Origin of the sequence: Pradoshia eiseniae (genome assembly GCF_002946355.1) — a bacterium.
Lineage (GTDB): Bacteria > Bacillota > Bacilli > Bacillales > Pradoshiaceae > Pradoshia > Pradoshia eiseniae.
This window is the reverse complement of the sequence record NZ_PKOZ01000001.1, coordinates 84,654-111,034: the sequence shown is the minus strand read 5'-3', so window position 1 is coordinate 111,034 and position 26,381 is coordinate 84,654. Positions and strand designations below refer to the sequence as shown.

25 protein-coding genes, 1 other RNA gene and 1 other annotated feature are annotated in these 26,381 nt (G+C 44.5%); of the genes, 4 read left to right on the top strand and 22 right to left on the bottom strand.

Annotated features, from left to right (window positions below):
- Positions 1-13: 13 nt before the first annotated feature.
- The 12 genes from CYL18_RS00525 to CYL18_RS00470 all read right to left on the bottom strand — a co-directional run bounded on the left by CYL18_RS00525 (position 14) and on the right by CYL18_RS00470 (position 12,132).
- A complete protein-coding gene (locus CYL18_RS00525; protein WP_104847518.1) occupies positions 14-943 on the bottom strand; it encodes a peptidase U32 family protein in 930 nt (309 codons plus the stop codon).
- Positions 930-1,592 carry an O-methyltransferase gene (locus CYL18_RS00520; protein ID WP_104847517.1) on the bottom strand — a complete coding sequence of 221 codons (663 nt, stop codon included), beginning with the start codon at positions 1,590-1,592 and terminating at the stop codon, positions 930-932. The genes CYL18_RS00525 and CYL18_RS00520 overlap by 14 nt, the downstream gene beginning before the upstream one ends.
- Before the next feature lie 161 nt (positions 1,593-1,753).
- Positions 1,754-2,875: an endolytic transglycosylase MltG gene (mltG, locus tag CYL18_RS00515; RefSeq protein ID WP_104847516.1), complete on the bottom strand. Its 1,122-nt coding sequence runs from the start codon at positions 2,873-2,875 to the stop codon at positions 1,754-1,756.
- Positions 2,876-3,104: 229 nt separating this feature from the next.
- The gene (locus CYL18_RS00510; RefSeq protein WP_407984515.1) at positions 3,105-3,380 is read right to left on the bottom strand and encodes a DUF1292 domain-containing protein; all 276 of its coding nucleotides are present in this window, start codon (positions 3,378-3,380) and stop codon (positions 3,105-3,107) included.
- Positions 3,381-3,514: 134 nt separating this feature from the next.
- The gene (gene ruvX, locus CYL18_RS00505; protein ID WP_104847514.1) at positions 3,515-3,934 is read right to left on the bottom strand and encodes a Holliday junction resolvase RuvX; all 420 of its coding nucleotides are present in this window, start codon (positions 3,932-3,934) and stop codon (positions 3,515-3,517) included.
- A gap of 2 nt (positions 3,935-3,936) precedes the next feature.
- Positions 3,937-4,203 carry an IreB family regulatory phosphoprotein gene (locus CYL18_RS00500; protein ID WP_049670053.1) on the bottom strand — a complete coding sequence of 89 codons (267 nt, stop codon included), beginning with the start codon at positions 4,201-4,203 and terminating at the stop codon, positions 3,937-3,939.
- A gap of 190 nt (positions 4,204-4,393) precedes the next feature.
- Positions 4,394-7,036: an alanine--tRNA ligase gene (alaS, locus tag CYL18_RS00495; protein WP_104847513.1), complete on the bottom strand. Its 2,643-nt coding sequence runs from the start codon at positions 7,034-7,036 to the stop codon at positions 4,394-4,396.
- 358 nt (positions 7,037-7,394) lie between these two features.
- On the bottom strand, positions 7,395-8,453 hold the full coding sequence (locus CYL18_RS00490; RefSeq protein ID WP_104847512.1) for an AI-2E family transporter: 1,059 nt from the start codon (positions 8,451-8,453) through the stop codon (positions 7,395-7,397).
- A 108-nt stretch (positions 8,454-8,561) separates the two neighbouring features.
- Positions 8,562-8,684 carry a DUF3918 family protein gene (locus CYL18_RS00485; protein WP_104847511.1) on the bottom strand — a complete coding sequence of 41 codons (123 nt, stop codon included), beginning with the start codon at positions 8,682-8,684 and terminating at the stop codon, positions 8,562-8,564.
- 32 nt (positions 8,685-8,716) lie between these two features.
- Positions 8,717-8,908: a hypothetical protein gene (locus CYL18_RS00480; RefSeq protein ID WP_049670049.1), complete on the bottom strand. Its 192-nt coding sequence runs from the start codon at positions 8,906-8,908 to the stop codon at positions 8,717-8,719.
- A 91-nt stretch (positions 8,909-8,999) separates the two neighbouring features.
- The gene (gene recD2 / locus CYL18_RS00475) at positions 9,000-11,465 is read right to left on the bottom strand and encodes an SF1B family DNA helicase RecD2 (RefSeq protein WP_104847510.1); all 2,466 of its coding nucleotides are present in this window, start codon (positions 11,463-11,465) and stop codon (positions 9,000-9,002) included.
- Between the two features lie 10 nt (positions 11,466-11,475).
- Positions 11,476-12,132: a tetratricopeptide repeat protein gene (locus tag CYL18_RS00470; RefSeq protein WP_104847509.1), complete on the bottom strand. Its 657-nt coding sequence runs from the start codon at positions 12,130-12,132 to the stop codon at positions 11,476-11,478.
- Positions 12,133-12,294: 162 nt separating this feature from the next.
- On the opposite strand from CYL18_RS00470, the gene CYL18_RS00465 reads away from it, so the two are divergent.
- Entirely contained in the window at positions 12,295-13,023 is a 729-nt protein-coding gene (locus CYL18_RS00465) for a DUF459 domain-containing protein (RefSeq protein ID WP_104847508.1), read from the top strand.
- 128 nt (positions 13,024-13,151) lie between these two features.
- On the opposite strand, the gene mnmA is transcribed toward CYL18_RS00465, so the two are convergent.
- From mnmA to cymR, 3 genes are all read right to left on the bottom strand, one after another.
- Positions 13,152-14,264 carry a tRNA 2-thiouridine(34) synthase MnmA gene (gene mnmA, locus CYL18_RS00460; RefSeq protein ID WP_407984485.1) on the bottom strand — a complete coding sequence of 371 codons (1,113 nt, stop codon included), beginning with the start codon at positions 14,262-14,264 and terminating at the stop codon, positions 13,152-13,154.
- 20 nt (positions 14,265-14,284) lie between these two features.
- Entirely contained in the window at positions 14,285-15,427 is a 1,143-nt protein-coding gene (locus tag CYL18_RS00455) for a cysteine desulfurase family protein (RefSeq protein WP_104847506.1), read from the bottom strand.
- A gap of 190 nt (positions 15,428-15,617) precedes the next feature.
- Complete coding sequence (gene cymR, locus CYL18_RS00450; RefSeq protein WP_104847505.1) at positions 15,618-16,040, bottom strand: cysteine metabolism transcriptional regulator CymR; 423 nt, start codon at positions 16,038-16,040, stop codon at positions 15,618-15,620.
- 257 nt (positions 16,041-16,297) lie between these two features.
- On the opposite strand from cymR, the gene CYL18_RS00445 reads away from it, so the two are divergent.
- The gene (locus CYL18_RS00445; RefSeq protein WP_104847504.1) at positions 16,298-16,678 is read left to right on the top strand and encodes a VOC family protein; all 381 of its coding nucleotides are present in this window, start codon (positions 16,298-16,300) and stop codon (positions 16,676-16,678) included.
- A gap of 90 nt (positions 16,679-16,768) precedes the next feature.
- Positions 16,769-18,055 carry a replication-associated recombination protein A gene (locus CYL18_RS00440; protein WP_104847503.1) on the top strand — a complete coding sequence of 429 codons (1,287 nt, stop codon included), beginning with the start codon at positions 16,769-16,771 and terminating at the stop codon, positions 18,053-18,055.
- 232 nt (positions 18,056-18,287) lie between these two features.
- Here the strand turns inward: CYL18_RS00440 and CYL18_RS00435 are convergent, their stop codons facing one another.
- The 6 genes from CYL18_RS00435 to CYL18_RS00410 all read right to left on the bottom strand — a co-directional run bounded on the left by CYL18_RS00435 (position 18,288) and on the right by CYL18_RS00410 (position 23,966).
- On the bottom strand, positions 18,288-18,914 hold the full coding sequence (locus tag CYL18_RS00435) for an FMN-dependent NADH-azoreductase (RefSeq protein ID WP_104847502.1): 627 nt from the start codon (positions 18,912-18,914) through the stop codon (positions 18,288-18,290).
- A 227-nt stretch (positions 18,915-19,141) separates the two neighbouring features.
- Complete coding sequence (locus CYL18_RS00430; RefSeq protein ID WP_104847501.1) at positions 19,142-19,903, bottom strand: tRNA threonylcarbamoyladenosine dehydratase; 762 nt, start codon at positions 19,901-19,903, stop codon at positions 19,142-19,144.
- Between the two features lie 199 nt (positions 19,904-20,102).
- Positions 20,103-20,289: non-coding RNA, 6S RNA (gene ssrS / locus CYL18_RS00425), on the bottom strand.
- Between the two features lie 32 nt (positions 20,290-20,321).
- A complete protein-coding gene (gene aspS / locus CYL18_RS00420; RefSeq protein ID WP_104847500.1) occupies positions 20,322-22,106 on the bottom strand; it encodes an aspartate--tRNA ligase in 1,785 nt (594 codons plus the stop codon).
- 12 nt (positions 22,107-22,118) lie between these two features.
- Positions 22,119-23,396 carry a histidine--tRNA ligase gene (hisS, locus tag CYL18_RS00415; protein WP_104847499.1) on the bottom strand — a complete coding sequence of 426 codons (1,278 nt, stop codon included), beginning with the start codon at positions 23,394-23,396 and terminating at the stop codon, positions 22,119-22,121.
- 99 nt (positions 23,397-23,495) lie between these two features.
- Positions 23,496-23,730, bottom strand: a binding site (T-box leader).
- 50 nt (positions 23,731-23,780) lie between these two features.
- Entirely contained in the window at positions 23,781-23,966 is a 186-nt protein-coding gene (locus tag CYL18_RS00410) for a hypothetical protein (RefSeq protein WP_104847498.1), read from the bottom strand.
- Between the two features lie 163 nt (positions 23,967-24,129).
- Here CYL18_RS00410 and CYL18_RS00405 point away from each other — a divergent pair, with 163 nt between their 5' ends.
- The gene (locus CYL18_RS00405) at positions 24,130-25,833 is read left to right on the top strand and encodes an SH3 domain-containing protein (protein ID WP_161497048.1); all 1,704 of its coding nucleotides are present in this window, start codon (positions 24,130-24,132) and stop codon (positions 25,831-25,833) included.
- 92 nt (positions 25,834-25,925) lie between these two features.
- Here the strand turns inward: CYL18_RS00405 and dtd are convergent, their stop codons facing one another.
- Positions 25,926-26,369 (bottom strand): D-aminoacyl-tRNA deacylase, encoded by a 444-nt coding sequence (gene dtd / locus CYL18_RS00400; RefSeq protein ID WP_104847496.1) that lies wholly within the window; start codon positions 26,367-26,369, stop codon positions 25,926-25,928.
- Positions 26,370-26,381: the final 12 nt, after the last annotated feature.

Genomic DNA, 26,381 nt, shown 5'->3' with positions numbered 1-26,381 from the left:
CTCCATTTCCTTGTTAATAAACTGTCTCCTTAAAGAAGAATCCCGTATCTAACATTCTGTTTTCCGGCTGCAGGCTCTCAGCCTCTTCAAGCAAGCTCTCTTTTGCATTCTCATACGCATCCGGGTCTTCAGCACAAAGATCAATGGCCTTGCGGTAAAGCTTCGTCACTGCCACGATATATTCAGGTTCCTTCAGAATTCCGTCAATCTTGAAGGAATCGACTCCCGCTTCCACCATTTCTGTGAGCTCATCAATGATACAAATATCATTCGGACTCATGATATGCGTTCCGTTCTCATCCTCAAAGATTGGATACTTCGTATTCCGCTCAGGGTCATGGAGGAACAAATGCCCGTCTGTTTCAAGGTCCTCAACTAACATGTCTCTGCCTTGATAGTTGAAATAGTTGCCTATCAGGCGGCGTTTGGACTGGAACATCGCCGTCATTCCATGCACCTGTACTTCAATTTCAACTTCTGCATTCTCTTTTGTTTCAACAATGGCATCCATATTGATTTCTCTCGCCAAAACAGCGCGCTTCGCACCTTTTCGGCCCCAATAATTGCAGGTGAACCAATTCGTCGCGGTCGTTTCTGTATTCCAATGCAATGGCATATTGGGCGCTGCTTCTCTCGCTGCCATTAAGACCGCAGGGTCCCCGAAAAGAACGGCATCTGCTCCTGCCTCCTCGAGAAAGCGCAAGTAATCTGCAAGCTCATCAACCTTCTCATTATGGAATATGGCATTCATGGCCACATACACCTTCTTGCCTCCTTGGTGAGCAATCTCGATGGCTGATTTCACAGCCTCACGGTCAAACTCTCCTGCAAGCCTTAGCCCGTATCGTTGTTCACCAATGACGAATGCATCAGCGCCTGCTTTCATTAACGGTTCGATATCTTCTATTTTCGTTGGCGTCACTAAAAGTTCAGGCTTTTTCATGCGAATCCCCCTTTTTCATGCTTATGGCCAATCCATCTCCAACTGGGAGGATGACTGTTTCGTAGTCTTCATGCGAGATCAGCCATTCATTGTATCCTTTAATCTTCTTCACCAAGTTCCTGGTTCGCTTGGATTCAATTGATTCCAATTCTTCTGCAACTAGTCCCTTAAAGAGTACGTTATCAGTAAAGATAATTCCTCCCGGTGCCAAATATTTCTCATACATTTCAAAGAAACGCTGATATTGCCCCTTAGCTGCATCAATAAACAGGCAATCAAACGGTCCATGCGGAGAAACGAGATGTTCGGTTTCAAGGGCATCCCCTTTTATGACTAAAACACGATTTTCCATATGAGCCCGTTCAATATATTCATACGCCTTAGATAACCGGTCCTCATCACGTTCAATCGTTAATATTGTCGCATTCGGCAAAGTGTAAGCCATCCTTAGAGCGGAATAACCAATCGCCGTGCCGATTTCTAAAATATTTTGCGGTTTTTGGATTTTTAGAATCTGCAGAAGCGGCTCCATTCCTGATAATTCCATAATCGGAACACCATTTGCTTTCGCATAGCCTTCCATTTCCGTCAGAAGATCATTGCGCACTGGAGCAAATGCTTCCAGATAGCGATTGAGATTCTCATTCATCCTGATTCCTCCAAATCCTTAAACTTCCTTATTCCAAAAAAATGAGAAAGCCAGCAACGGCTTTCTTACATTCGTGTCGAAATTTACACTTCGACTATTTTAGCATAGATAGGATGGGGAAGGGAAATGTTTCTTATTATCAATCCTTCCCCCAAATTATGCTAATTATTCGTGATATGCTCTGCCTTATCCTTATTGTGCTCTTCCAGAGTTTCATTAAAGAGGACTTCACCGGAAGGAGTTGCAAGGAAATACAAATCTTTAATGTCTGCTGGATTCAAGGCAGCCGATATGGACGTTTCCCCGGCATTCGAGATTGGTCCTGGTGTCAAGCCCTTATGAATATAGAGATTATAAGGTGAATCTACTTTTAGATCCTTATACATGACACGGTCTTTATGTTCACCGAGCGCATATAAAACGGTCGGGTCTGTTTGAAGTGGCATATCGATTTTCAACCTGTTCTGGAAGACAGCTGAAATCTTATCCCGGTCCGCCTGCTCGGTCGCTTCCTCTTCAATTAAGGAAGCCATCGTGAGAAGCTCGTGGGCCGTCCAATTCTCTCCCATTGCTTCTTCATATTTCGCAATAACTTCATTGGTTTTCTTAATCATCAGACTGATGACCGATTCAATCGCAGGCTCCTCTTCATAGATTGAATAGGTTGCAGGATATAAATATCCTTCAAGAGGATAACGGATATCCTCTGCAAGAATTTCATCAGTAAGCAAATCAGGGTAAGTATCCATCATGCTTTTGATAAACTTCTTATCATTCATCACTTTGAGGACTTCCTTGGATTTCACGTCAAGCTTTTCAGCAATGACATCTGCGATTTCTTCTAAGTCCCTGCCTTCCGGAACTGGAATTGTGAATATCGGAGCTACCTTGCCGCTTTTAATAATGTCAATGATTTCATCCAGTGTCATTGATGGCGATAAACTATAGGTTCCGGCTTGGAATCCAGCCTCATTATTAAATTTGATATAGTATTTAAAGATTTGAGCATTTTTAATAATGCCATTGTCCTCTAATATATTTGATATTGTTGTAACTCCTGAGCCAATCGGTATTTCCACTTTCACATTTTCTTTGCTATCCGTATCGACCGGCTTCAAGGAAGATGATATATAGAAATAGCCCACTGTTGCTGTTATGATGACTAGCGCGATGAACACAGCCAAGGAAATCAGCACGATTTTCCTGACAACCTTTGCTTCGCTCTGTCTTTCTAGAAGCTTCATCTTCATCTCCCTCTTCCAATCTTGTTTATCTACACTCATTTAGTTGCCCCCTTCAAATGGCTATCCGACACAAATTGCCCTCTTTATTTATTGCAAAATATACCGGAATCTGTCAATGAAATTACAAGAACTTTGTAAAAAAAATCAAAATGAAAGAAAGATTCCTTCTTGCTTATCTTTATATGTTCGCATATTTCAGCATTATTTGCAGTAAAGAACAAAAAAACTCTTCCGATCACCCTTGATCGGAAGAGCCATTTAGAAACACTTATTCTTCTTCGTCCTCAAAGAATGTGTTGATGACTTCTTCTACCATTGCCCATTCTTCATCATCTTCAATATCATTTAATGTGCCGACTTCTCCACTTTCATCCGGAATATAAGAAGCAACATGAATCAAATCTTCATCATCATCTGTTCCTACTGGAGCGAATACAACATACTGCTTGTCATAATCATCTAAATCAAATGTAAGCAAAATTTCATGCAATTGCTCATTTCCGTCTTCGTCAATAATCGTAATCATGTTTTCTTCCATTTCAATCACCTCTTGTTAAATTAAGCTGTGTTTAACTCAAATGCCCGAGTTCCCTGCTCTTGACGCCATGTATGGGAAGTTGTACCCCTCCAATATATTTAAACAAATGAACCCTAGCAATATTCACACAGCTATGACCTTTAAAACTTACCGCTGTCTAAATAGCCTTGAAGAATTAAGACAGCAGCCATCTTATCAATCACTTTCTTACGTTTTTTTCGGCTGACATCCGCATCCAACAGTACACGTTCGGCAGCCATCGTGGTTAACCGTTCATCCCACAAGACAACAGGCACTTTATAGCGCTTTTCAAGCTTCTCAGCATAATGCTTGCTCGCTTCGCCTCTTGGCCCAATTGTCCCATTCATATTCTTGGGCAAACCGACCACAAACTTGTCCACTTTATATGGTTTTAGCAGCACATCCAGCTGCTTCAGCCCAAGTTGATTCTTTTCTTCATCGATGGCAATGGTCTCTAGGCCTTGAGCTGTCCAGCCCATCTCATCACTGATGGCGACACCCACGGTCTTTGTTCCCACGTCCAGGCCAACTATTCTCATTCTTATCCCTCACGATGGTGCTTTAAATACGATTTAACCAATTCTTCAATAATCTCATCACGCTCAAGCTTGCGAATGAGATTACGCGCGTCTTTATGACGCGGAATATAAGCCGGGTCTCCCGATAGCAAATAACCGACGATTTGATTAATCGGATTATAGCCTTTTTCATTCAGAGCATTGTACACTTCCATGAGAACTTCACTCACATCATGCTCGAAGGAATCATCTGGAAAATTAAATTTCATTGTTTTATCAAATGAACTCATCTTTGCACCCCGCTTCCTATTTGAGAACAAGCTATTCATCGTTCTTTACACATTGTACACTAATTAACCCTTATTATAAACGTCTAGAACCTAGCTTATTGTTTACCGTCCATAGTTTTACCTTACCATCACTCGCTTAAAATGAAAAGCAAGAGGACAGGTAACTCCCTGCCCTTTCTCGCTTTGCTCATTAATGCGCTTCAACTAGTTCTTTCACAGCAGCGAGGGCCGCATCCAATTCATTCGGATTCTTACCGCCTGCCTGAGCCATATCCGGACGGCCGCCACCGCCTCCTCCGCAGCGAGTTGCTACTTCTTTAATGATCTTTCCAGCGTGGTAGCCTTTATCTACTAGATCCTTTGTTACCGCCGCGATTAAGTTCACCTTGTCTCCTTGGACACTTCCAAGCACGATGATAGACGAACCAAGCTTCTGCTTCAAGTCATCAGCCATGTTACGGAGGTTGTTCATATCCTGTGCTTGCACCTTCGCGGATAGAACAGTCACTCCATTAATCTCTTCTGCCTTTGACTGAATATTTCCAGCTTCAATATTGGAAAGCTTCGCAGCTAATGATTCATTCTCTTTCTGAAGTTCCTTCACTTCCACAAGCAAGGAATCAATCTTTCCTGGCAGATCCTTTGGACTGGCTTTCACTTTCACAGCTGCTTCACGGAGAATGCTGATTTGCTCTTTTAGCTGCATATACGCAGACTCGCCTGTTACGGCTTCAATCCGTCTCGTGCCGGCACCGATACCGGACTCAGAGACAATCTTGAATAATCCAATTGCTGACGTATTTTGAACATGGCAGCCGCCGCATAATTCTAAGCTGTAATCGCCAACCTGCACGACACGAACGACGTCTCCATATTTCTCTCCGAATAGGGCCATGGCGCCCATCGCCTTTGCTTCAGCCAATGCTTTATTAGAGATCGTTACATCGATGTTTTTCCAAATCTTGTCGTTAACGATTTGCTCGATTTGCTCAAGCTCCTCTGCAGTCACCTGTCCAAAGTGAGAGAAGTCGAAACGAAGCCGATCTGGCTGAACTAGGGAACCTGCTTGGTTTACATGTGTGCCAAGTACATCCTTCAGTGCTTGGTGAAGCAGATGTGTTGCTGTATGGTTTTTCGTAATCTTGCCGCGGTTAGTGGCATCTACGTTCGCATGTCCTTTTGTACCTTCTTTCAGCAAGCCGTATTCAACGATCGCTGTGTGAAGGTTTTGGCCGTTAGGGGCTTTTTGGACATCTTTGATAAAGATGCGCAAGTCATCGTTCTCAAAGAACCCTCTATCTGCGATTTGTCCGCCGCTCTCAGCGTAGAATGGCGTTTTGTCCAAGATGATTTGAACTTCTTCACCTGCCATTGCATCCTCAGCTATTTCGCCATCCTTGATGATGATACTGACCATCGCCTCGCACTCAAGTGTCCCATAGCCGACGAATTCACTAGCCACTTTGATATCACCAAGAATTCCGCTTTGAACCTGCATGGAATCAACATCCTGACGGGCTGCACGCGCACGTGCACGTTGAGCTTCCATTTCCTTCTCAAAACCAGCATGGTCGACTTTCATGCCCTCATCTTCTGCATATTCCTCTGTCAGTTCAACCGGGAATCCATACGTATCATACAAACGGAAGATATCAGAACCGCTGATGGTATCGCTGCCCTTCTTCTTCTCTGCTTGGATGACCTCGGCTAAAATAGCAAGACCATCATGAAGGGTTTCATGGAAACGCTCCTCTTCATTGCGGATTACTTTAGCGATGAAGTCTTTGTTCTTTTCCACTTCAGGGTAGTAATCAACCATGATATCCGCCACGATTGGAACAAGCTCATACATAAACGGCTTATTGATCCCGATTTTCTTCGCGAAGCGCACTGCCCTGCGAAGCAATCGGCGAAGGACATAGCCGCGCCCTTCATTAGATGGAAGAGCCCCGTCACCGACAGCAAAAGCTACAGTCCGAATATGGTCGGCAATCACGCGGAATGCAACATCCTTTTCACGTGTTGTGCGGTATTTTTGACCAGAAATCTCTTCTGTCTTATATATGATTGGCAGGAATAGATCCGTATCAAAGTTCGTCTCACCATCCTGGAAGATGGAGGCCATACGCTCTAAGCCCATCCCTGTATCAATGTTTTTCTTAGGCAGCTCAGGATATTCGCTGCGCGGGATTTCAGGATTCGCGTTGAATTGAGATAACACGATGTTCCAGATCTCAATGTAGCGGTCATTCTCGATATCTTCTTCAATCATGCGGATTCCAATATTCTCAGGGTCATACTTCGTGCCGCGATCGAAGAAAATTTCTGTATCCGGTCCTGATGGGCCCTCACCGATTTCCCAGAAGTTATCTTCAAGCGGGATGAGATGGTCATCCGGTACACCTAAGCTCTTCCAAACATCGTACGTATCAGTATCTGCAGGATAGTAAGTGATGTAGAGCTTTTCCTTCGGCATTGCGAACCATTTCTCAGATGTAAGAAGCTCCCATCCCCATTTGATGGCATCTTCACGGAAGTATTCACCGATGGAGAAGTTGCCGAGCATTTCAAAGAATGTGTGATGGCGGGCTGTTTTCCCTACATTCTCAATATCATTTGTCCGGATGGATTTCTGAGCGTTCGTGATGCGCGGATTATCCGGAATCACGCGACCGTCAAAATACTTCTTCAATGTTGCTACACCTGAGTTGATCCAAAGAAGGGTCGGATCCTCTACCGGTACAAGGGATGCACTAGGTTCAACCCTATGTCCTTTTTCTTGAAAGAAATCCAAAAACATTTGTCGAATCTCTGCGCCTGTCATATACTTCATTTTTTGTTCCTCCTTATAAAATTGTACACAAAAAAGCCCTCAATCCCCATAAACAGGGACGAGAGCTTAACTCGCGGTACCACCCTGATTGCGAAAGCTACTGCCTTCGCCACCTCAGAAACCTTAACGCGGTTTAAACGGCAGGGTTTTTCCTGCATTCCGGACTAGCTTTCTGTTTCTCTTCTTCAAAAGTCTCTTTCAGCCTAAGGAGACTTCTCTCTTATTCGTGCACAAAAACTGTCTGCACGGTTTTTGAAGGGCTTAAACATACTTGGTTCCATCAACAATTTTTCGTTAATTCCGTTATATGTTGGATTATAGTCATTCCTTATTTCTTTGTCAATCTTATGAGAACAGTTTATTCCTTATTCATTAATAATTTTCGGTGGGCAACGCTGACCTTGACTAAGGCAAGAATCGGCACAGCCAAGATGAGTCCGGCCACACCTGCGGCCTTTCCCCCGACAAGCAAAACGAATATGATCACAAGCGGGTGAAGCTTTAATGTCTTGCCCATCACGATAGGTGAGATGACATTCCCCTCCATGAACTGAAGGACAATGATGATACCGGCCACCTTTAACACCATGCCCCAAGAAATAGTCAATGCAACCAAAACAGCTGGGATAGCCCCGATGATGGGACCGAAATAGGGAATAATATTCGTTATGCCAATAATGAAGCTGAGCAAAAGAGGATAATTCATCCCAAATATGTAAAAGAGAACAGCTGCGCAAGCACCAATTATAAAGCAGACAAGCAGTTGTCCTCGAATGTACCCACCCAGAGAGCGGTCAATATCGGTGAGAAATCGCCTCGTTTGTTCTCGTTTTCTTGCCGGAATGAGCAGCAGCCCTTTTTCAATAAGGCTCTCACTGTCCTTTAACAAATAAAATGAAATGACAGGAATCAAGATGACCAGAATCATCACATCCGACAAGCTGCTCATGGCATCAGCCAGCACATTGACCGAATCTCCTATTCTTAATTCCATCGCATCGATAATCGACTCAAGCCGTTCATGGAGTCCAAATGGCCAGCCTGTCGTATGAGTATGAAATTTAAGGATATAGGTTCGATATAATTCCGCCATTTCCGGCGCTTTAACAGCAATATCATTCATTTGCTCCACAAGAATCGGAACACCTTTATAAATCCCAAATCCCGCCAGACCAAAAACAACCACGTAAAGAAGTGTGATTGCAAGCCCGCGGTTCATTCCCTTGTCCTCGAGATAACCGACAAGCGGGTGGAACAGATAGCTGATGAAAGCCCCAAACAGAAATGGAGCGAGAGCTGTTAACAAAATATGCAGAACAGGCATCCATATAGGCCTAAGCAAATAAAACACCAATAATACAATAAATAAAAGCAAAAAGAAGCCGAGCCTGTAAAACCATTTCACTTGTATGTTCATCTACAACACCTCTTTACTATTCTTCTAAATAGGCGAAAAAATATGTAAAGAGCTGCATAACACTAAAAAAGCTGCGGACATCATATGAAGATGCCGCAGCCTTTACCTTTATAAGAGTTGCTTGACGAATCGTTTCATTTGTCTTTTTCGCTTTCTGTACATGCCCTTATTCATATTGCTTAAGGCCATGCCTGCTCCAAAGCCGATCATTGAGGAAACCATACGGTTCATGTGTCAATCACCTCGGATTCGTTCGCCGCAATCTACAGGCTTATTTGCCGGTCATCTTCACTGAAAAGGTCATCCAAAGAGCTCAGCAACCCATCCTCTTCCACTTGATGGACATGCATGACTCCCTTACCGATAGAAAGCTCCACAAAGCAATTCCAGCAGTAGAATTGATTGACCCCAATCTTCCCAATATCCTTGCTTGCGCAATTTGGGCATTTCATCATTACCTTCACCTCGTCCTATAAATCAGTCCTTAGGTGCCAGTATGCCCTTATTTTGGGAAAACATTCAGTTAAATACCCGGCAATGAATAGTTTACCCAGACGTCATAAAATCATAAGGTGTAACGTTTTCCATACCAATCATTGGATCAGTCGCAAAAAGGCGTTCCTCATATGTCAATTCATCATTCATATCAGGAAGGGATGGTTCGTCCCCCTCGCCACCCTGACCATCAGACACTATGGATGGACGCTCTTGTTCTGATGCAGGGATGCTTCCAATGAAGCCCTCCTTCAGTTTCTCAAGTAAGGTGGTCATCCGCTCCTCCTCACCGCTTTTAGAGACACCATAGCGCATAGCCTCTTCCTCACCGCAAAGAATCAAAAATTGCTTGCTTCGCGTAATCGCCGTATAAATCAGATTTCTCCTCAGCATACGGTGATAACTCTTCACAATTGGGAGGATGACAATCGGAAACTCACTCCCCTGTGATTTATGAATCGAGCAGCAATAGGCATGTGTGAGCTGATTCAATTCCTGCCTTGTATATTTCGTTTCAATGCCGTCAAAGGATACGTGAATTTGATCGACCTTATCTTCATTCTCCTTCGCATAAATAATGGCGATGATTTCTCCCATATCTCCATTATAGATGCCGTTCTCCGGCTGGTTAACAAGCTGCAGCACTTTATCGCCGACACGGTAGATGACATCCCCAAAGGTGAGTTCCCTCTTCTTCCTTGCATGATTATCATTAAGAATTTCCTGTAGCAGGACATTCAAAGCATCAATTCCTGCACTGCCCCGATACATCGGGGCAAGCACTTGGATATCCCGGGCGGCAAAGCCCTTCTTCCGTGCATTCATGACAACCTGACGGATGACATCAGCCACCTGGTTTGTTTGGCAGGCAAAGAACGAACGATCCTTTTTCGGCTGCCGGATGTCAGTCGGAAGCTCTCCCTTCTTGATGAAGTGAGCGAGCTGGATAATGGATGACCCATCCTCCTGCCTGAAAATAGACTCAAGACGGGTAACCGGAATGACGGCTGAATTGAGCAAATCCTTCAGTACCTGACCGGGACCGACAGAAGGCAATTGGTCCTCATCCCCGACAAGGATGACCTGCATGTCATTTGGGATGCATTTAAATAATTGATTGGCCAGCCAAATATCCACCATCGACATTTCATCGACTATCAAGAGCCTTCCCTGAATGGGATTATCCTCACTTCGCTGTACATCCGACCCGTTCCAGCCGAGAAGGCGATGGATTGTGACAGCAGGCAGTCCAGTCGATTCCTTCATGCGTTTGGCAGCCCGGCCTGTTGGCGCGGCTAGCACAAATGGATAGGGATGATCCTTATCGTAATCTTTCGGATTAAGGGAGACTCCATGCAGCTCGGAGTAAAGCTCTACAATGCCTTTAATGACCGTCGTTTTCCCTGTACCAGGCCCGCCAGTCAGTAGCAGCATCGGAGAGTGGAGCGCTTTAAAAATCGCATCCTTTTGCTCCTCTGCGTATTCCATCCCGATGCGTTCCTCTAGCTTTCCAAGCTCAAGCAAGAATTCAGACTCCGGAAATTGCTCCTCATATCCTTCCTGAGACATAATTCGTTTCAGATTGGTGACGATTCCTTTCTCGGAGAAATACAAAGAAGGAATGTAGAATTTCTTCTCTTCCCCGATAAGCTTCCCTTCCTCTGAAAGCTGTACCATTTGCTCTGTAATCATGTCAAAGGTGATTTCGACCTTTTGATTCTTCTCAAGCAGCTCTTTAACAGCAAGAAGCAATGGCTCTGCCTCTAGATAGGTGTGTCCCTCCTGCATACAGAAACGGTCCAATATGTAGAGAATGGCCGCCTTAATCCGGGATGGGTGGCTGCCGCCAAGCCCAAGCGATTGGCCAATCTCATCCGCCTTCGCAAAACCAATCCCCTCTATCGTTTCCACCAATTGATAGGGATTTGATTCAATGATTGAGATGGTATCCTGCTTATACACTTGGTAAATCTTCATGGATAACTGCGGCCCAAATCCTAAACCTGATAGAGAAATCATGATTTCCTCTAAGCCTTGATTAGCCGCAAGCGTATCATATAATTCCTTCGCCTTTTCGCCGCTAAGCTTTGGAATCTCATCTAAAACAGACGGGTTAGCCAATATTTTGGAAATGGCCTTTTCCCCGAGCTTATCGACAATCAATTCCGCTGTTTTCTTTCCGATTCCCTTAAACATCGATCCAGAAAGATAGGCAATGATGCCGTCTTTCGATTCAGGAAGCTCCCGTTTGAAGTTATCCACATTGAACTGTAAGCCAAAACGAGGATGCTCCTTCATCTTTCCGTAGAATGTATAGATTTCCTCCTCATGGAGAGCAGGAAAATAGCCAGTAATAACGGCCTCTTTCTCATCATAGCTGACATTGGTATCCTTCACCCTTATGCGGACGACCGAATATAAATTCTGCTCATTATGAAAGATGGTGACTAAGTGTGTGCCTTTAATAAACGGTTTGTCATTGTCCGTAAAGACAAAAGACTCCTGTTCCACTTTCATCCTCTCCCGTTCAGCTTAATTCCTTCATTTGCTTTAATCCATTTGCCGCAAGAATATGATCCGGCTGGATTTCAAGCGCCTTCTCGAAAAATGTGATGGCTTTTGCTGTATCTCCCTTGATTCCCCCAAAGGCGACTCCTAAATTAAAGTAAGCGTCAGCATGGTTCTCATCCGCCTCAAGTGTCTTCTCCCAAGCCTCAATCGCCATGTCATACATTTCTGCTCCTGCAAGCGCGAGACCGTAATGGAATTGTGCCTCGGCATCTTCCCCATTTAGTTCGATGCTCCGCTGGAAGTATGGAAGCGCCAAACGCGGCTGGTCTAGATGAAGAAGACAAAGCCCAAGCATGAACATCGTGTCGCTTGACTCTAAGCCTTTTTTGATGGCTTGCTCATAGCAATCCTTTGCCTTCAGCAAATCATCCTGTTCATAATAAATCCCGCCAAGACCGTAATAAGCCGTTGCCGCTTCAGGGTCAAGCTCAATTGCTCTTTCAAAGAATTTAATCGCTCTTTCTGTATCATTCATGGAAGCGAGCACATTTCCGAAGTTAATATACCCAATTGGATCCTTCGGGTTCTCTTCAATCATCTCACCGAAGATTTTCGCTGCCTCCTCCATTTTTCCTTGCTCCATATATTGAATCGCTAATTGATTTTTATCCATTGCTTCTGTTCACTCCTACTTTTCTTACGATAATGAATGCCAATAGTATACCATAAAGAAACCCTGTCTTTCCGTTAATCAGTTAACTAGTCTTTCTCCATGTTCTTTTTTCTGCCATTAAGGGTATAAACATTTGTAACTTTCAACATGGAGGACAGATGAATGAAAAAACCACTCATTATTACCTTGGCCATTTTAGTGGTTGTGGGAATATCCTATGGCTTATACGCCTATCAATTCGATGCTGATTTAAAGCCTGATGATGAGCAAACCATCATCGCGCTTGGGGACTCATTAACATACGGTCTTGGGGACGAAGAGGAACAAGGCTATGTCGGCCAGCTGCAGAAGAAGCTGAATCAGCAAAGCCGATATACGTACACCATTCGTAATTTTGGGATACCTGGACAAGAATCCAGCGACCTGCTTGACCAATTGAAGAGCATTGAAGTGAATGAAACCTTTAACGAAGCGGACTGGGTCATCGTATACATAGGAACCAATGATTTGCGCTCGGCAACAGGCGGAAACTTCCTGACCATATCCACGGAGGCCATCGCGCAAAAGAAACAACTGTATACGAATAACATGGAAGAAATACTATCTGCCATACGTAAATTCAATCCTTCTGTCCCAATCATCACTGTTGGTCTATACAATCCATTCCAGCAGAGCGATCAGCTAAATGATGTTGTCAGCGATTGGGATGAATCGGTTAAGTCCATCACGGAACAGCATGAAAATGCTCACTTCATTCCGACAAATGATTTATACCAGGATAAAGAAAAAGAGGATTACTTCAGCGATGCCCTTCATCTCAACCAAAAAGGGTATGAAATGATTGCTGACCGGATTGGCCGTTATATGGCAGAAGAGTTAGACAAGCAATAAAGGAGAATCAGGTATTAAAAAAGCACGAGAAGTTGGCAGCTGCCACCCTCGTGCTTTTATGTTCATCCTTTTATCCATCGCCTTCAGAGTTTCAAGTCTTTTGCAATTGGGCGATAGATAGGCTCGAATCAGCCTACATAATCCAATTTTAATCCATTTTTATAAATCTCATCGATTGTTCCGCCGCCCAGACATACTTCGCCATCATAGAATACGACAGCCTGGCCAGGTGTCACTGCCCGGATCGGTTCATCAAAGATAACCTCCGCGCGCTCATCGTCCAAGATGCGAACTGTCACCTTATTATCCGGCTGACGGTAACGGAACTTAGCCGTGCACTGGAATTCATCTCCCGGATTTCGCGGGGAAATCCAATTCAGCATGACCGCTTTGATGGAATCAGAATACAGGCTGTCATGATGGAAGCCTTGTTCCACATAGAGGATATTTTCCTTTAAATTCTTTCCAACCGCAAACCACGGCTCACCGCTTCCGCCAATGCCTAGACCATGACGCTGACCGAGTGTATAGTACATGAGACCCTCATGCTGTCCTTTCAGCTCACCGTCCATTGTTCGCATTTCGCCCGGCTTCGCCGGCAAATACTGGCCTAGGAATTCCTTGAAATTCCGTTCACCGATGAAGCATATGCCTGTTGAATCCTTCTTGGTTGCTGTCGGCAGTCCTGCCGCCAAAGCTATCTCACGAATCTTTGGTTTATCATATTCCCCGATTGGGAACATGACCTTGCTTAATTGCTCCTGTGTCAGCTGATTAAGGAAATACGTCTGATCCTTATTGGAATCAAGTCCTCGAAGCATTTTGTATTCCCCATCTTCAAACGTCACTCGGGCATAATGGCCTGTTGCCAAATAATCAGCACCCAAGCTCATCGCATGCTCAAGAAACGCCTTGAATTTGATTTCTTTATTACACATGACATCCGGGTTTGGTGTACGGCCTGCCTTATATTCTTCAAGGAAGTATGTGAACACCTTGTCCCAATATTGTTTTTCAAAATTAACCGCATAGTAAGGAATACCGATATGGTTGCAGACACGGATAACATCCTCATAATCCTCCGTCGCCGTGCACACGCCAAATTCATCCGTATCGTCCCAGTTTTTCATGAAAATTCCTACCACATCATAGCCTTGTTCTTTCAATAGATAGGCTGCAACCGAAGAATCCACACCACCGGACATTCCCACCACGACTCTTGTTTCCGCTGGGGATTTCATTATATTTCACCTCTAACTATTTATCTCGCCAAACGGTTCGCAACCTTAATCGCTGTTAAGGCGGCCCGTTCTATTTCCTCTGTTGTATTATTCAGCCCGAAGCTGAAACGGATAGAGTTTTTCGTCCTCTCCGATTCCTTGCCGAACATGGCCACTAGCACATGGGAAGGCTCAATGGAACCCGCTGTGCAAGCCGAGCCGCTTGATACCGCAATACCAGCCAGATCCATATTGACCAGGAATGCTTCAACCCCCACACCAGGGAAGCTGATATTTAAAATATGCGGCAGAGACTCCTCCAAGCTACCATTGATGGCAAAGTCTATACCTGATTCCTCAAATAAGCGAATCATTGTCCCTTTAAACCTTCGATACATGGCTGTCTTTTCCTCAGACATCTCCTGCATGACCTCAGCAGCTTTTGCGAAGCCTGCGGCGCCCGCCACATTTTCTGTGCCAGCCCGGCGCTTTCTTTCTTGTTCACCGCCGAATAATAAAGGCTTAAACGGAATCCCCTTTTTCGCATAGAGGAATCCTATGCCCTTGGGACCATTGATCTTATGAGAGGAAACGCTCATAAAATCTACCCCAAGCTCCTTCACATCAATCGGTACTGCCCCATAAGCTTGGACCGCATCCGTATGGAAGAATGCATGATGATCTTTAAGCAGATCTCCAATCTCCTTGATTGGCTGCAAAGTGCCAACCTCATTATTCCCATACATGATTGTCACCAGAACCGTCTCATCCCTTAAGGCTTGCTTCACGGAATCAGCGGATACGCGCCCAGACTCATCAACCGGCAGGTAAGTCACTGCATATCCCTGCTTTTCAAGCTCCTTGCATGCATGCAGAACCGCATGATGTTCAATTTCGCTTGTAATGATATGGTTCCCCTTATCCTTCAAGGCCTGTACAGCGCTAAAGATGGCAGAATTGTCCGCCTCTGTCCCGCCGCTCGTAAAGATAATTTCATCAATAGATGCGCCAATGCTATCTGCCAGCACTTTCCTCGCATCATCTACTCTTTTTCTGGCAGCTCGTCCAAATTGATGAATGCTAGATGGATTTCCAAATGTATCATTCATAACATCCATCATCACCCGGATTGCTTCTGGATGCATCGGAGTCGTTGCTGCGTGATCTAGATATATTGTTTCCAATGGCCGATACCTCCCTGCCATACTGTTTGCTTAAACCTAAAGAACCCGGTGTCGCGGCGAAAATTGCACCACGCATATCCAAGCGCCGCTGCTCATTCATCCGCCCGAGTCCATCCATATAGCAACAGCACTAGTGGCTCACCGCTTATATGAATGTATATCAACAGCCAAAAATTACAGCTGAATATGGTTAAATGTAGAACATATAAGATTCTGTTTCTCCGCCGTCCGGATCATAGGAAGCCAAGTCTGCTAATGTCGTATTATCAAGTACATCCTTGACCGCATCACGAATCTTAATCCATAGCTGCCGTTTTACCGGCTCTTCTTCCTCAATTCCCTCGACAGGTGTGATTGGCCCTTCTAGAACTCTAATGACATCACCAGCTGTTATCTCACTAGGTTCTTTTGTTAGTTTATAGCCGCCATAAGCTCCTCTGACACTTTTAACAAGCCCCGCATTGCGCAGGGGTGTTACGAGCTGCTCTAAATAATGTTCTGAAAGCTCATTGGCTTGGGCGATTGATTTTAGGGAAGTAGGGCCTTCTCCATGCCTTTTCGCTAAATCAATCATTATGGTCAGTCCGTATCTTCCTTTAGTGGAAATTTTCATGGTCCTAGCACCTCTAGCCTAATAATATTCTCCCAAAAGTATACCATACATTAAATCATAGCCACTTATCAATGCTTCAATAGATGTTTTGGCAAATGTTTTTCATGCTCTATTATGACAGAATATCCGCTCTTGTAGACCTTTTATGCATTTCTTGCCTGCAAAAATGGAAAATGAAAACAATCCTAAAGGAATCTCTCTTCTTTTAGCGAAGTCTAGAATGGATGAATACATATTACGAGAAGGAGTGATTACATTTGGACAAATCGCTTTTCAAAGGCATGGAGGGAGTCTTTATCCCTGTTAAGGATCCAACACTTTCTATGAATTGGTATGAGGAGAAACTCGGCTTTAGCCCCATCTATCATGAGGAGAACGCTGCTGTGATGAAGATAGGAGAAGAATCTCCCACGGTCATCTGCCTCGTCAAAACAAAGGGACATGAGCCCATGCGCTTCCCGGACAACTCGTTTGGCGTAGGGAAATATTATAATTTCATCCCCGCCCGGCCGATTGAGGAGGTACATGCTTATATGCAAGCCATGAATATTAAGGTAGAAGATATGGATGGAGAAGGTGATACTCGTTTTTTCACCTTTTATGACCCGGACGGAAACCCGCTTGGCGTATGCCAATAACCCTCCATCTTTCAAAACGGTATCTATGGGAAAGTAGCCTTTTTATCGCTATAATAAGAAAAGCTACTATTTTTTATGGAGGTTATCGATTTGAACGGAGAACCATTGGCCTACCGCATGCGCCCGAGAAACCTTGATGAGATTATCGGACAAAAGAACGTAATCGGGAAGCAAACGAGCCTCTACCGCATGATCAAGAACGGCCATGTGCCATCAATGCTTTTATACGGGGAACCCGGCATCGGGAAAACCTCTATCGCTTTTGCGATTGCGGGAGAGACGAAGATTCCCTTTATCGCCTTAAACGCAACGACAGCCGGCAAAAAGGATGTAGAAGCAGTTGTCGAAGAGACACATTTAACGGGCAAAGTAATCTTATTCCTTGATGAGATTCACCGTTTTAATAAAGCGCAGCAAGATTATCTGCTCCCGCATGTTGAGCGAGGAGATATTATCCTCATTGGAGCAACAACTGAAAACCCCTTCCATGATGTCAATCCTGCCATCAGAAGCCGCTGCGGACAAATTAAGCAGCTCACTCGACTGTCGACCGATGAAGTTATTGAACTATTGCAGCGGGCTCTGCATGATGAGAAGAACGGGCTCGGCAAACTCGACATCAGGATAACCGATGACCAAATTGAGACCATTGCCGGCCAATCAAACGGGGATGCAAGAAAATCCTTAACCTTGCTGGAATCGGTCGTCTATTCCTCACCGAAGGATATGAATACCTATATCGTAGATGATGAGACAATCAATGACTTAGGCGGAAATGTTGGTGTATACGGCGATAAGAAAGGCTCAAACTATTACAACCTGCTATCAAGCCTGCAAAAGAGCATCCGTGGGAGCGACGTCCACGCAGCCCTCTACTATCTCGCCCATTTACTTGAGGGAGGGGACCTGACAGCCGTGAACAGGCGGCTTTTGGTCATCGCCTATGAGGACATTGGACTCGCCAATAGTGCCGTTGGCACGAATGTCCTTGCGGCTGTTACCGCAAGCGAGCGCCTAGGTCTCCCTGAAGCACGGATTCCACTTTCCGTTGCCGTTGTTGAGATGTGCCTGTCTTCCAAATCAAACTCAGCTTACAAGGCTCTTGACGCGGCTATTGCTGATATACGAGCTGGCCATGTCGGAGAAATACCAAAGCACTTGCGCGATGCCCATTATGCAGGGGCTAAGGAGCTTGGTCATACGGGCTATAAATACCCGCATGATTATCCAATCGGAACATTCGGCGGCTGGGTCAACCAGGAGTATCTTCCACATAATCTGAAGGACAAGAAATACTATGAACCGATTGAGTCCGGCGAAGAGAAGCGCTTGGCTGCCATCTACGAACGGCTTGAAGAATTTAAAAAGAAGAAATAAACAAAGCGCCTCAGCAGCATACTGGGGCGCTTATTTTGATTAATGCTTCGGCATATTGGAGGATGGTTCCGCCATCAGCAAAAATATCGGTTCTTATAATAAATGATGCTTTATCACTCACCAAGAAATCAAACCCTGTTGGGATTCAACCTGAGCCCGAAACTACAACAGCCTTTCTCCAAAAGAATATCCCGGTTAGTCATGAAAAACGACTTACCGGGACAGACTCCTTTTAAGCAAGCTGCTTTAACTTATGAACAGAAGCTTTCACTTTTTCTAAGCCTGCAGCGATAATTTTCTCCGCATCAGCCGGGTTAGCATTATGGCCTTCAATAATGACCTCATCCTCCAACTGCATGCCAAACATTCCGATTGCATGACGCACATAGTTTGCAGACATCTCTAGAGGCTGCATTTCAGGGGTTGAGTAAACGCCGCCTCTTGCACACAAGATAACCGCTTTTTTGTCACTCATAAGACCCTCGAGCTGTCCTTTGTCATTATAGTGGAACGAGAAGCCGGCCTCGAAAATATAGTCAAAGAATGTGTGTAGCGGAGCAGGAATCGTCAAGTTCCATAAAGGAAAGGCAAATACGATGATATCTGCCACGGCGACTGCATCTTTCGCTTTTTGTTTTGCGGCCAACAGGCTGGCTTCTGCTTCTGTCAATTCCGCTTTATTTTGCAGTTTGCCAAGGGCATTAAAAAAATCCTGGCCGAAGTATGGCATATTTTCTGTAAATACATCAAAGGTCGCAACATTTAGCCCTTCTTTCTTTGCCTCTGCTATGTATGTTTCATACATTTTCGTTGATATTCCATCAGGACGGTTATTGGCTTTAACAACTAGTATATTCATGATGATTTCCTCCTGTATGAGTTTGATTCTCTCACGATTGAGAACTATTTAAATTTACCCATTTAATCCACTCAATACAATTGATTTCCAATGGGATAAGTGGGGATTAATGGAACTCGAATACATTTTATTACTCTTAGATAAGAATGCATAAATTATCCAATAAAGTGATTCCGCCCAAAACAAAAAGCCCGGCATATTCACCAAGACTTTCGAATGACTGACTATTAATCATTGACACGTGTTAGCTTAATATCCTTTAATGCTTCTTTGACAACCCAGCTTGCCGCAATCAATCCAGCTGCCGAAGGAACGAAGGCATTAGAGGATGGCGGGAATTTTGCTTTACGTATCTCAGCATCCTGATTGCCGACCTCTTTTGTCACTTCCATTTTCGGCACAATAGGACTCTCATCCGAAAAGATAACAGGGATACCTTTATGGATGCCCTCTTTTCTCAGCTTCGTGCGGATGACCTTTGCCAGCGGGTCTGTATGAGTTTTGGAGATGTCTGCAATTTGGAATCTTGTCGGGTCCATTTTATTGGCCGCTCCCATGCTGGAGATCATCGGGATGCCGCGCTTTAGGCATTCCTTCATTAAATGAATTTTGTAGATTATCGTATCGGAAGCATCGATGACAAAGTCCGGATTTTGAGCAAAGAATTCTTCATAGGTTTCCTCAGTATAGAACATCTTCAAGGCAACGACATCACATTCAGGGTTAATCTCAAGTATGCGCTGTTTCATTGCATCAACCTTTTGCTGTCCGACCGTCGATAAGAGGGCATGGATTTGCCGGTTTACATTGGTAATATCAATATCATCCTTGTCTACAAGGATTAAGCGCCCCACTCCGGATCTGGCTAATGCTTCTACGGCAAACGAGCCGACCCCCCCGATTCCAAGAATGGCGACTGAGGTATTCTTCAAAGTTTCGAGGCCGCTTTTGCCAATTGCAAGCTCATTTCGTGAGAATTGATGCAGCATAATTATCGTTCACTCCAATATAAGTAATTTCTTTTTTATTTTCCTTGTAAATATATTTTAAACATGTGTTTTGTGCTGAACAGCCTACCCTGTAAGCCAGATAAAATCATACCATATTTAACAGATAGGTTTAAATAATGTATACAAAATAAAAATCCGCCTTGCCTCAGCAAAGCGGAAAATAGTTAAAAGTATGTACAGACGTCCCGACATGTGCCGTTTGATGCCTGATGCTTTGGCCCGCCCTCGGCAGGTGGGTGTCCTGTTCCGTTATGTTACAAGTCCCCTCAGACAAGGCATTTGTGCAAACGGTAAACGCCGGACTCCCGTTAAAAGAAATGTTCGGTCAAAACAATAAGGATGCATAACGTACACTTCAGGACGTCTTTGATTTAAATAAAATATTATCAGAATTCTCTTAGTTTTTCAAGGTACTTTCCTTTTTTGTGACCTTTAGACTAAGTTCTTCAAGCTGGCTTTCGGATACTTCGCTAGGCGCTTTTGTCAGCATACAGCTTGCACTTGCCGTTTTAGGGAAAGCAATGGTATCACGAAGGTTCGTGCTGCCTGACAGAAGCATAACCAAACGGTCCAGTCCAAGGGCGATTCCACCGTGTGGAGGTGTACCATATTCAAATGCTTCCATAAGGAATCCGAATTGATCGTTCGCTTCTTCTTTCGAAAATCCAAGTGCCTCAAACATCTTTTCTTGAATGTCACGCTCGAAAATACGGAGACTTCCGCCGCCAAGCTCATAGCCATTCAAGACAAGGTCGTATGCTTGGGCTTTGACATCGATTGGGTTTTCATCCAACAATGGCAAGTCCTCGCGCACAGGCATCGTGAATGGATGGTGGGCCGCATAGTATCTGCCCTCTGCCTCATCATATTCAAATAATGGCCAGTCAGTCACCCAGAGGAAATTGAATTTGCTCTCATCAATCAGCTTTAGCTCTTTTCCTAGCTTCACGCGAAGCGCACCAAGGGAATCAGCTACAACAGATTTCTTGTCAGCAACAAATACCAATAAGTCGCCAGGTGCGGCTTCTGTTGCTTCAATCAGGGCTTTTCCTTCTTCCTCTTGGAAGAATTTCGCGATTGGGCCTTTCAAGCCTTCTTCCTCCATCTTCATCCAGGCAAGACCTTTTGCCCCGTAGCGTCCTGCGAATTCACCTAAAGCATCGATATCTTTTCTGGAATAGTTCGCAGCTGCACCTTTAATATTGAGGGCTTTGACTTCGCCTCCGTTTGCGACTGCTGATGCGAATACCTTGAATCCAGATTCCTTCACTAATTCGCTCAGGTCAATCAGTTCCATGCCGAAACGAGTATCAGGCTTATCAGAGCCATATCTGCCCATCGCATCTTTATACGTTAAGCGCGGGAGCGGAAGAGAGATGTCGACTCCTTTCACTTCCTTCATGACCTTCTGCATCATGCGCTCGGTCATGCTCATGATATCCTCTTGGCTCATGAAGCTTGTTTCGATATCGATTTGTGTGAATTCTGGCTGGCGGTCTGCACGCAAGTCCTCATCACGGAAGCAGCGAGCGATTTGATAGTAGCGTTCAAAGCCAGAAACCATCAGCAATTGCTTAAAGATTTGCGGAGATTGAGGCAATGCATAGAATTCTCCCTCATGAACACGGCTTGGGACTAAATAGTCACGTGCGCCTTCTGGCGTGCTCTTTGTTAAGATTGGCGTTTCAATGTCGAGGAATCCTTCTGAATCAAGGAAATCGCGAATCGCCTTCGTTGTTTGATGTCTCATCTTGAATGTTTCAAACATTGCGGGACGGCGCAAATCTAAATAGCGGTAAGCTAAGCGGATATCCTCTGAAGCATCTGTATTATCCGTAATTGTAAATGGAGGTGTCTTAGCTTCATTTAGAATCGTCACCTCAGAAGCAAGGATTTCAATGGCACCAGTCTTCAGGTTTTTGTTGACAGTACCCTCCTGTCTGGCAATGACTTTTCCGGTTACACTTAATACGTATTCACTTCTGATTTTTTCCGCTGTGCCGAGCGCTTCTGGAGAAGCATCAGGATTAAATACAACCTGGACAATCCCTGTACGGTCACGAAGATCGATGAAGATTAGTCCTCCAAGATCTCTTCGCTTTTGTACCCATCCTTTAATCGTAACTACTTCACCAATGGCTTTCTCTGGCACTTCACCACAAAAATATGTTCTCCCAAACATCCTACTTCCTCCTCAATTACCACCAAGTTTAGATTGCAATACTGTAACAAGCTCAGGGAGCGCAATGGTTTGCTGCTCGCCAGTTTCCATATCTTTTAAAGCAATTTGATTATTGTTCAATTCATCCTCTCCAAGGACAGCCACATATTTAGCATGTACCCGGTCAGCTGCTTTGAATTGCCCTTTTGCCTTACGTCCTGAATAGTCTTTCTCAGCAGAAATACCATTTAGGCGAAGGTCATTAACTAGCTTTACGGAATAATCCTGTGCAGCTTCTCCAAGAGAGACGATGAAACAGTCAACCTTTTTCTCAATAGGCAACTCGATTTTTTCTGCCTCAAGCGCTGACAGCAAGCGTTCAATGCTGAACGCGAAACCGATTCCCGGTGTTTCAGGACCGCCTATTTCTTGGACCAATCCATTGTATCGTCCGCCGCCACAAAGGGTCGTAATGGCGCCAAACCCTTCTGAATCGAGCATGATTTCGAAAGCCGTGTGATTATAATAATCTAGCCCGCGAACCAAATTCGGATCAACGGTATAGGCAATACCGATTTCATCTAAGTAAGAAGTGACCTTTTTGAAATAATCCAGGGACTCCTCATTCAAGTAATCAATGATTGCCGGTGCTGTTTCCATCAGCTCGTGATCACGGTCCTCCTTGCAATCAAGGATGCGCAGGGGATTGCGCTCCAATCGGCTTTTGCAATTGGAGCAGAACTCGCCGATACGCGGCTCAAAGTGCTTAATCAATGCTTCTCTATGCTTTGTGCGGCTTTCTTTATCACCAAGGCTGTTAATGATAAGTTTCGTGTTTTTTAAACCGACTTTTTTGTAGATATTCATCGCAAGGGAGATGACTTCCGCATCAATTGCCGGATCTGAGCTTCCAAGTGCCTCTACGCCAAACTGAACAAATTGACGGAAACGGCCTGCTTGCGGGCGTTCGTAACGGAACATCGGTCCATTGTAATAAAGCTTTACCGGCTGAACCGCATTCCCATGCATTTTATTACCGACAAAGGAACGAACAACTGCTGCCGTACCCTCAGGTCGAAGCGTCAAGCTTCTGTTACCTTTGTCTGTAAATGTGTACATCTCCTTTTGGACGATGTCTGTTGTATCCCCAACACCCTTTTCAAAAAGCTCTGTACTCTCAAAAATAGGCGTGCGAATTTCTTGGTATTGATACAGGTCACATAGGTCCTTCGCAACCCGTTCAATATACTGCCATTTCTCTGATTCGCCAGGAAGAATATCCTGAGTTCCTCTTGGAATTTGAATAGCCATCTGAAACTTCCTCCTTAATTTGCTCTATATCCTAAATCCCTAATGGAATGAAGTGGTATTTTTAGGTAAAATAAAAACAACCCCCATCCCCTGCTAATTGCAAGGGACGGGAGTTGTTACCCGCGGTGCCACCCTAGTTGGAGACAAATAAACGTCTCCCTACTCTAACAGTTAACGCCTGTGAACGTTCAGCCCCTACTAGATGCGAGATTTTTCAGGGAGAATCCTACGGTGTGTTCGTTCATTAAGGCACATGCAGAAACGTTTTCAGCCCAGGACGCTTCCTCTCTTTTCATGTGGGATCAAAATTACTCTTCACCATCATTGGAATTGATTAAATATGTATTTTTATTTAATTAATATTACGAAGGAAACGTTCCTTTGTCAACCTTTAGAGCGTCCTAATTTCTTTTTTAAATGTTTTACATCACGGACCGATAATCCGAATTCAGAAGCAAGCTCCACCATGGAATTTTGCTGCTCCTTCACTAGAAAATCATGAAAATCCACACCAAAGAGCTGATTATCTACTTGATGGGCCAAAAAGGTTTTGTCGCTATGTCTTGTCATCTATATGCACTCCTTAATTGTTTATAATCAATCGTCTATCTTCCGTATCTTTAGTCAGTATTCCCGAAAACACAGTGAACCTTTCAAGCGATTTCAAGAAATCTTACTATCCTTAGTTCACAGTGGACCTCACGCAAACCTAGAAGGAAAGGATGACCGGAGTATGAAGAATATGAAACGAAAGACTGGGATAATAGCCCTTACCTTTCTTTTGACACAATCAATGGCTGCACCAGCCATATTTGCTGAAACTAACGAAGTAACTGTAAAAGACGGATTCATCAATGTTCGGGGTGGTGCTGGAATGGATTATCCAATCATCGCGAAGGTGAAAGAAGGAGAACATTTTTCCGTTCTGGAAAATGCTGGTGAATGGATCAAAATTCAAGTGAATGATGAGAAAGAAGGATGGGTCGCAGAATGGCTTGTCTCCCAAAAGAATGAGAGCCTGACAAGTAAAGAAAACACCGGCTCTGCTGGTTTCACAACAGTTGATGGGCTTAGGGTACGCAAAGGGCCAGGATTGGATTATCCCGTTGTCAGCGTTTTATCAAAGGATACGAAGGTGGAAATTACCGGTCAATCCGGCTCATGGGTATCTGTTAAAGCAGGCTCAAGCACAGGCTTCATTTCCGAGGAATATATTCGCACAAATTCACACACTCTCTCTTTCGGAAAAATCACCGCTGACTCGGTTCGTCTTAGAAGTGCCCCTTCCTTAAATGCCGAGATTGTGGGGGAAATTGAACAAGATGTGTCTGTTGAGGTGACAAAAGAGGAAAACGGTTGGACGAATATCCTTTATCAAGGACAATCCTATTGGATTAGCAGTAAATATATATCTGAAAAGAGCAGCCACTCATCTGCTGGAAAGATGAACGTCGAAATCACTGCCTCTTCCTTGAATGTACGCTCCTCTCCCAAGACAAGCTCAAGCATCATCGGTACAGTGAAGAAAGGCAATACATACGAAGTTCTCAGCCAAGATAATCAATGGTATGAAATTGGGCTTGAGAATGGAAAGAAGGGCTGGGTTGCCGCCTGGTATGCTAAACCTTCAGACAATCGGACAAGCAGCGATTTGGGTATTGATGAGGGCGAGCTCATCACCATAACAAAAGACAAGGTTAATATACGAACCGGACCTGGGACGACACATCCAATCAAGAAGGTTGCGGGCATTGGAGAAACCTATAAACACATCGGAACCAAGGAGGACTGGTCAGAGGTTCAGCTTTCTGACGGAAGCACCGGTTTTATCGCTACTCGGCTCCTATCCGGCTATGATTCCGACGTTCAGGCGGCCTATAACGGACAGAGCGGTCCATTATCCGGACAATTGATTGTGCTCGATGCTGGACATGGCGGTATGGACAGCGGAGCCATAGGGACAAGCGGGCATTTCGAAAAGCAGCTGACCCTTCGCACAGCCCTCCTGCTGTCATCGAAATTAAAGGAGAAGGGCGCAAGCGTGTTGCTTACGCGAACTGGCGATCAATATATCTCCCTAAGCGACCGGGCCCTCCTCGCCAATCAGCAGGCGGCCGATGCTTTTATCAGTATCCATTATGACAGTACTGTCGATATCGAGGCCGGCGGTATTACAACCTACTATACACACCATCAGCAGCAGGAGCTCGCCTCCCATATCCAGCGTAACCTCATCAGAAATGCCACCACAGAAGACAGGGGCATCAGACATTCCAGCCTGCGTGTATTGCGGGAGAACAAACGCCCTGCCGTTCTGGTTGAATTAGGCTATATCAGTAACCCGGCCGAGGAGTCGCTCCTTCACACATCTGGGTACCAGGAAATCATTACTGATGGTCTATTACACGGCCTCAATAGTTTTTTGAACTCAAAATAAAAAGAGCAAAGGCGTAATTGCCCTTGCTCTCATAGATAAAAGGGATTGCAGAATTATATTCTCAATCCCTTTTGTCTATTAAATCTCCTATATTATGATTTGCTCTCCAAGATTAAGGTCACTGGTCCATCATTGATGAGCGCAACATCCATCATTGCCCCAAAGGAGCCTGTAGCGACAGATATACCATGATCTCTTAAGCAATCATTGAAATAATCATACAGCTCTTCAGCATAATCCGGTTTAGCGGCAGCCATGAAATTAGGACGGCGCCCTTTTCGGCAATCCCCATATAGGGTAAATTGCGAGACAGACAAGATTTCTCCGTTCACGTCTAAGAGTGAATGATTCATCTTGCCAGCCTCATCTTCAAAAACGCGCAAGTTCACGATTTTATCCGCCAGATAGCGACAATCCTCCACCGTATCCTCATGCGTCACTCCTACTAAAAGGACAAACCCATTTGAGATTTCACCGACAACTTTGCCAGAAACCGTTACGGACGCTTCCTTTGAGCGCTGTAAAACGACTTTCATGTATCAAAACTC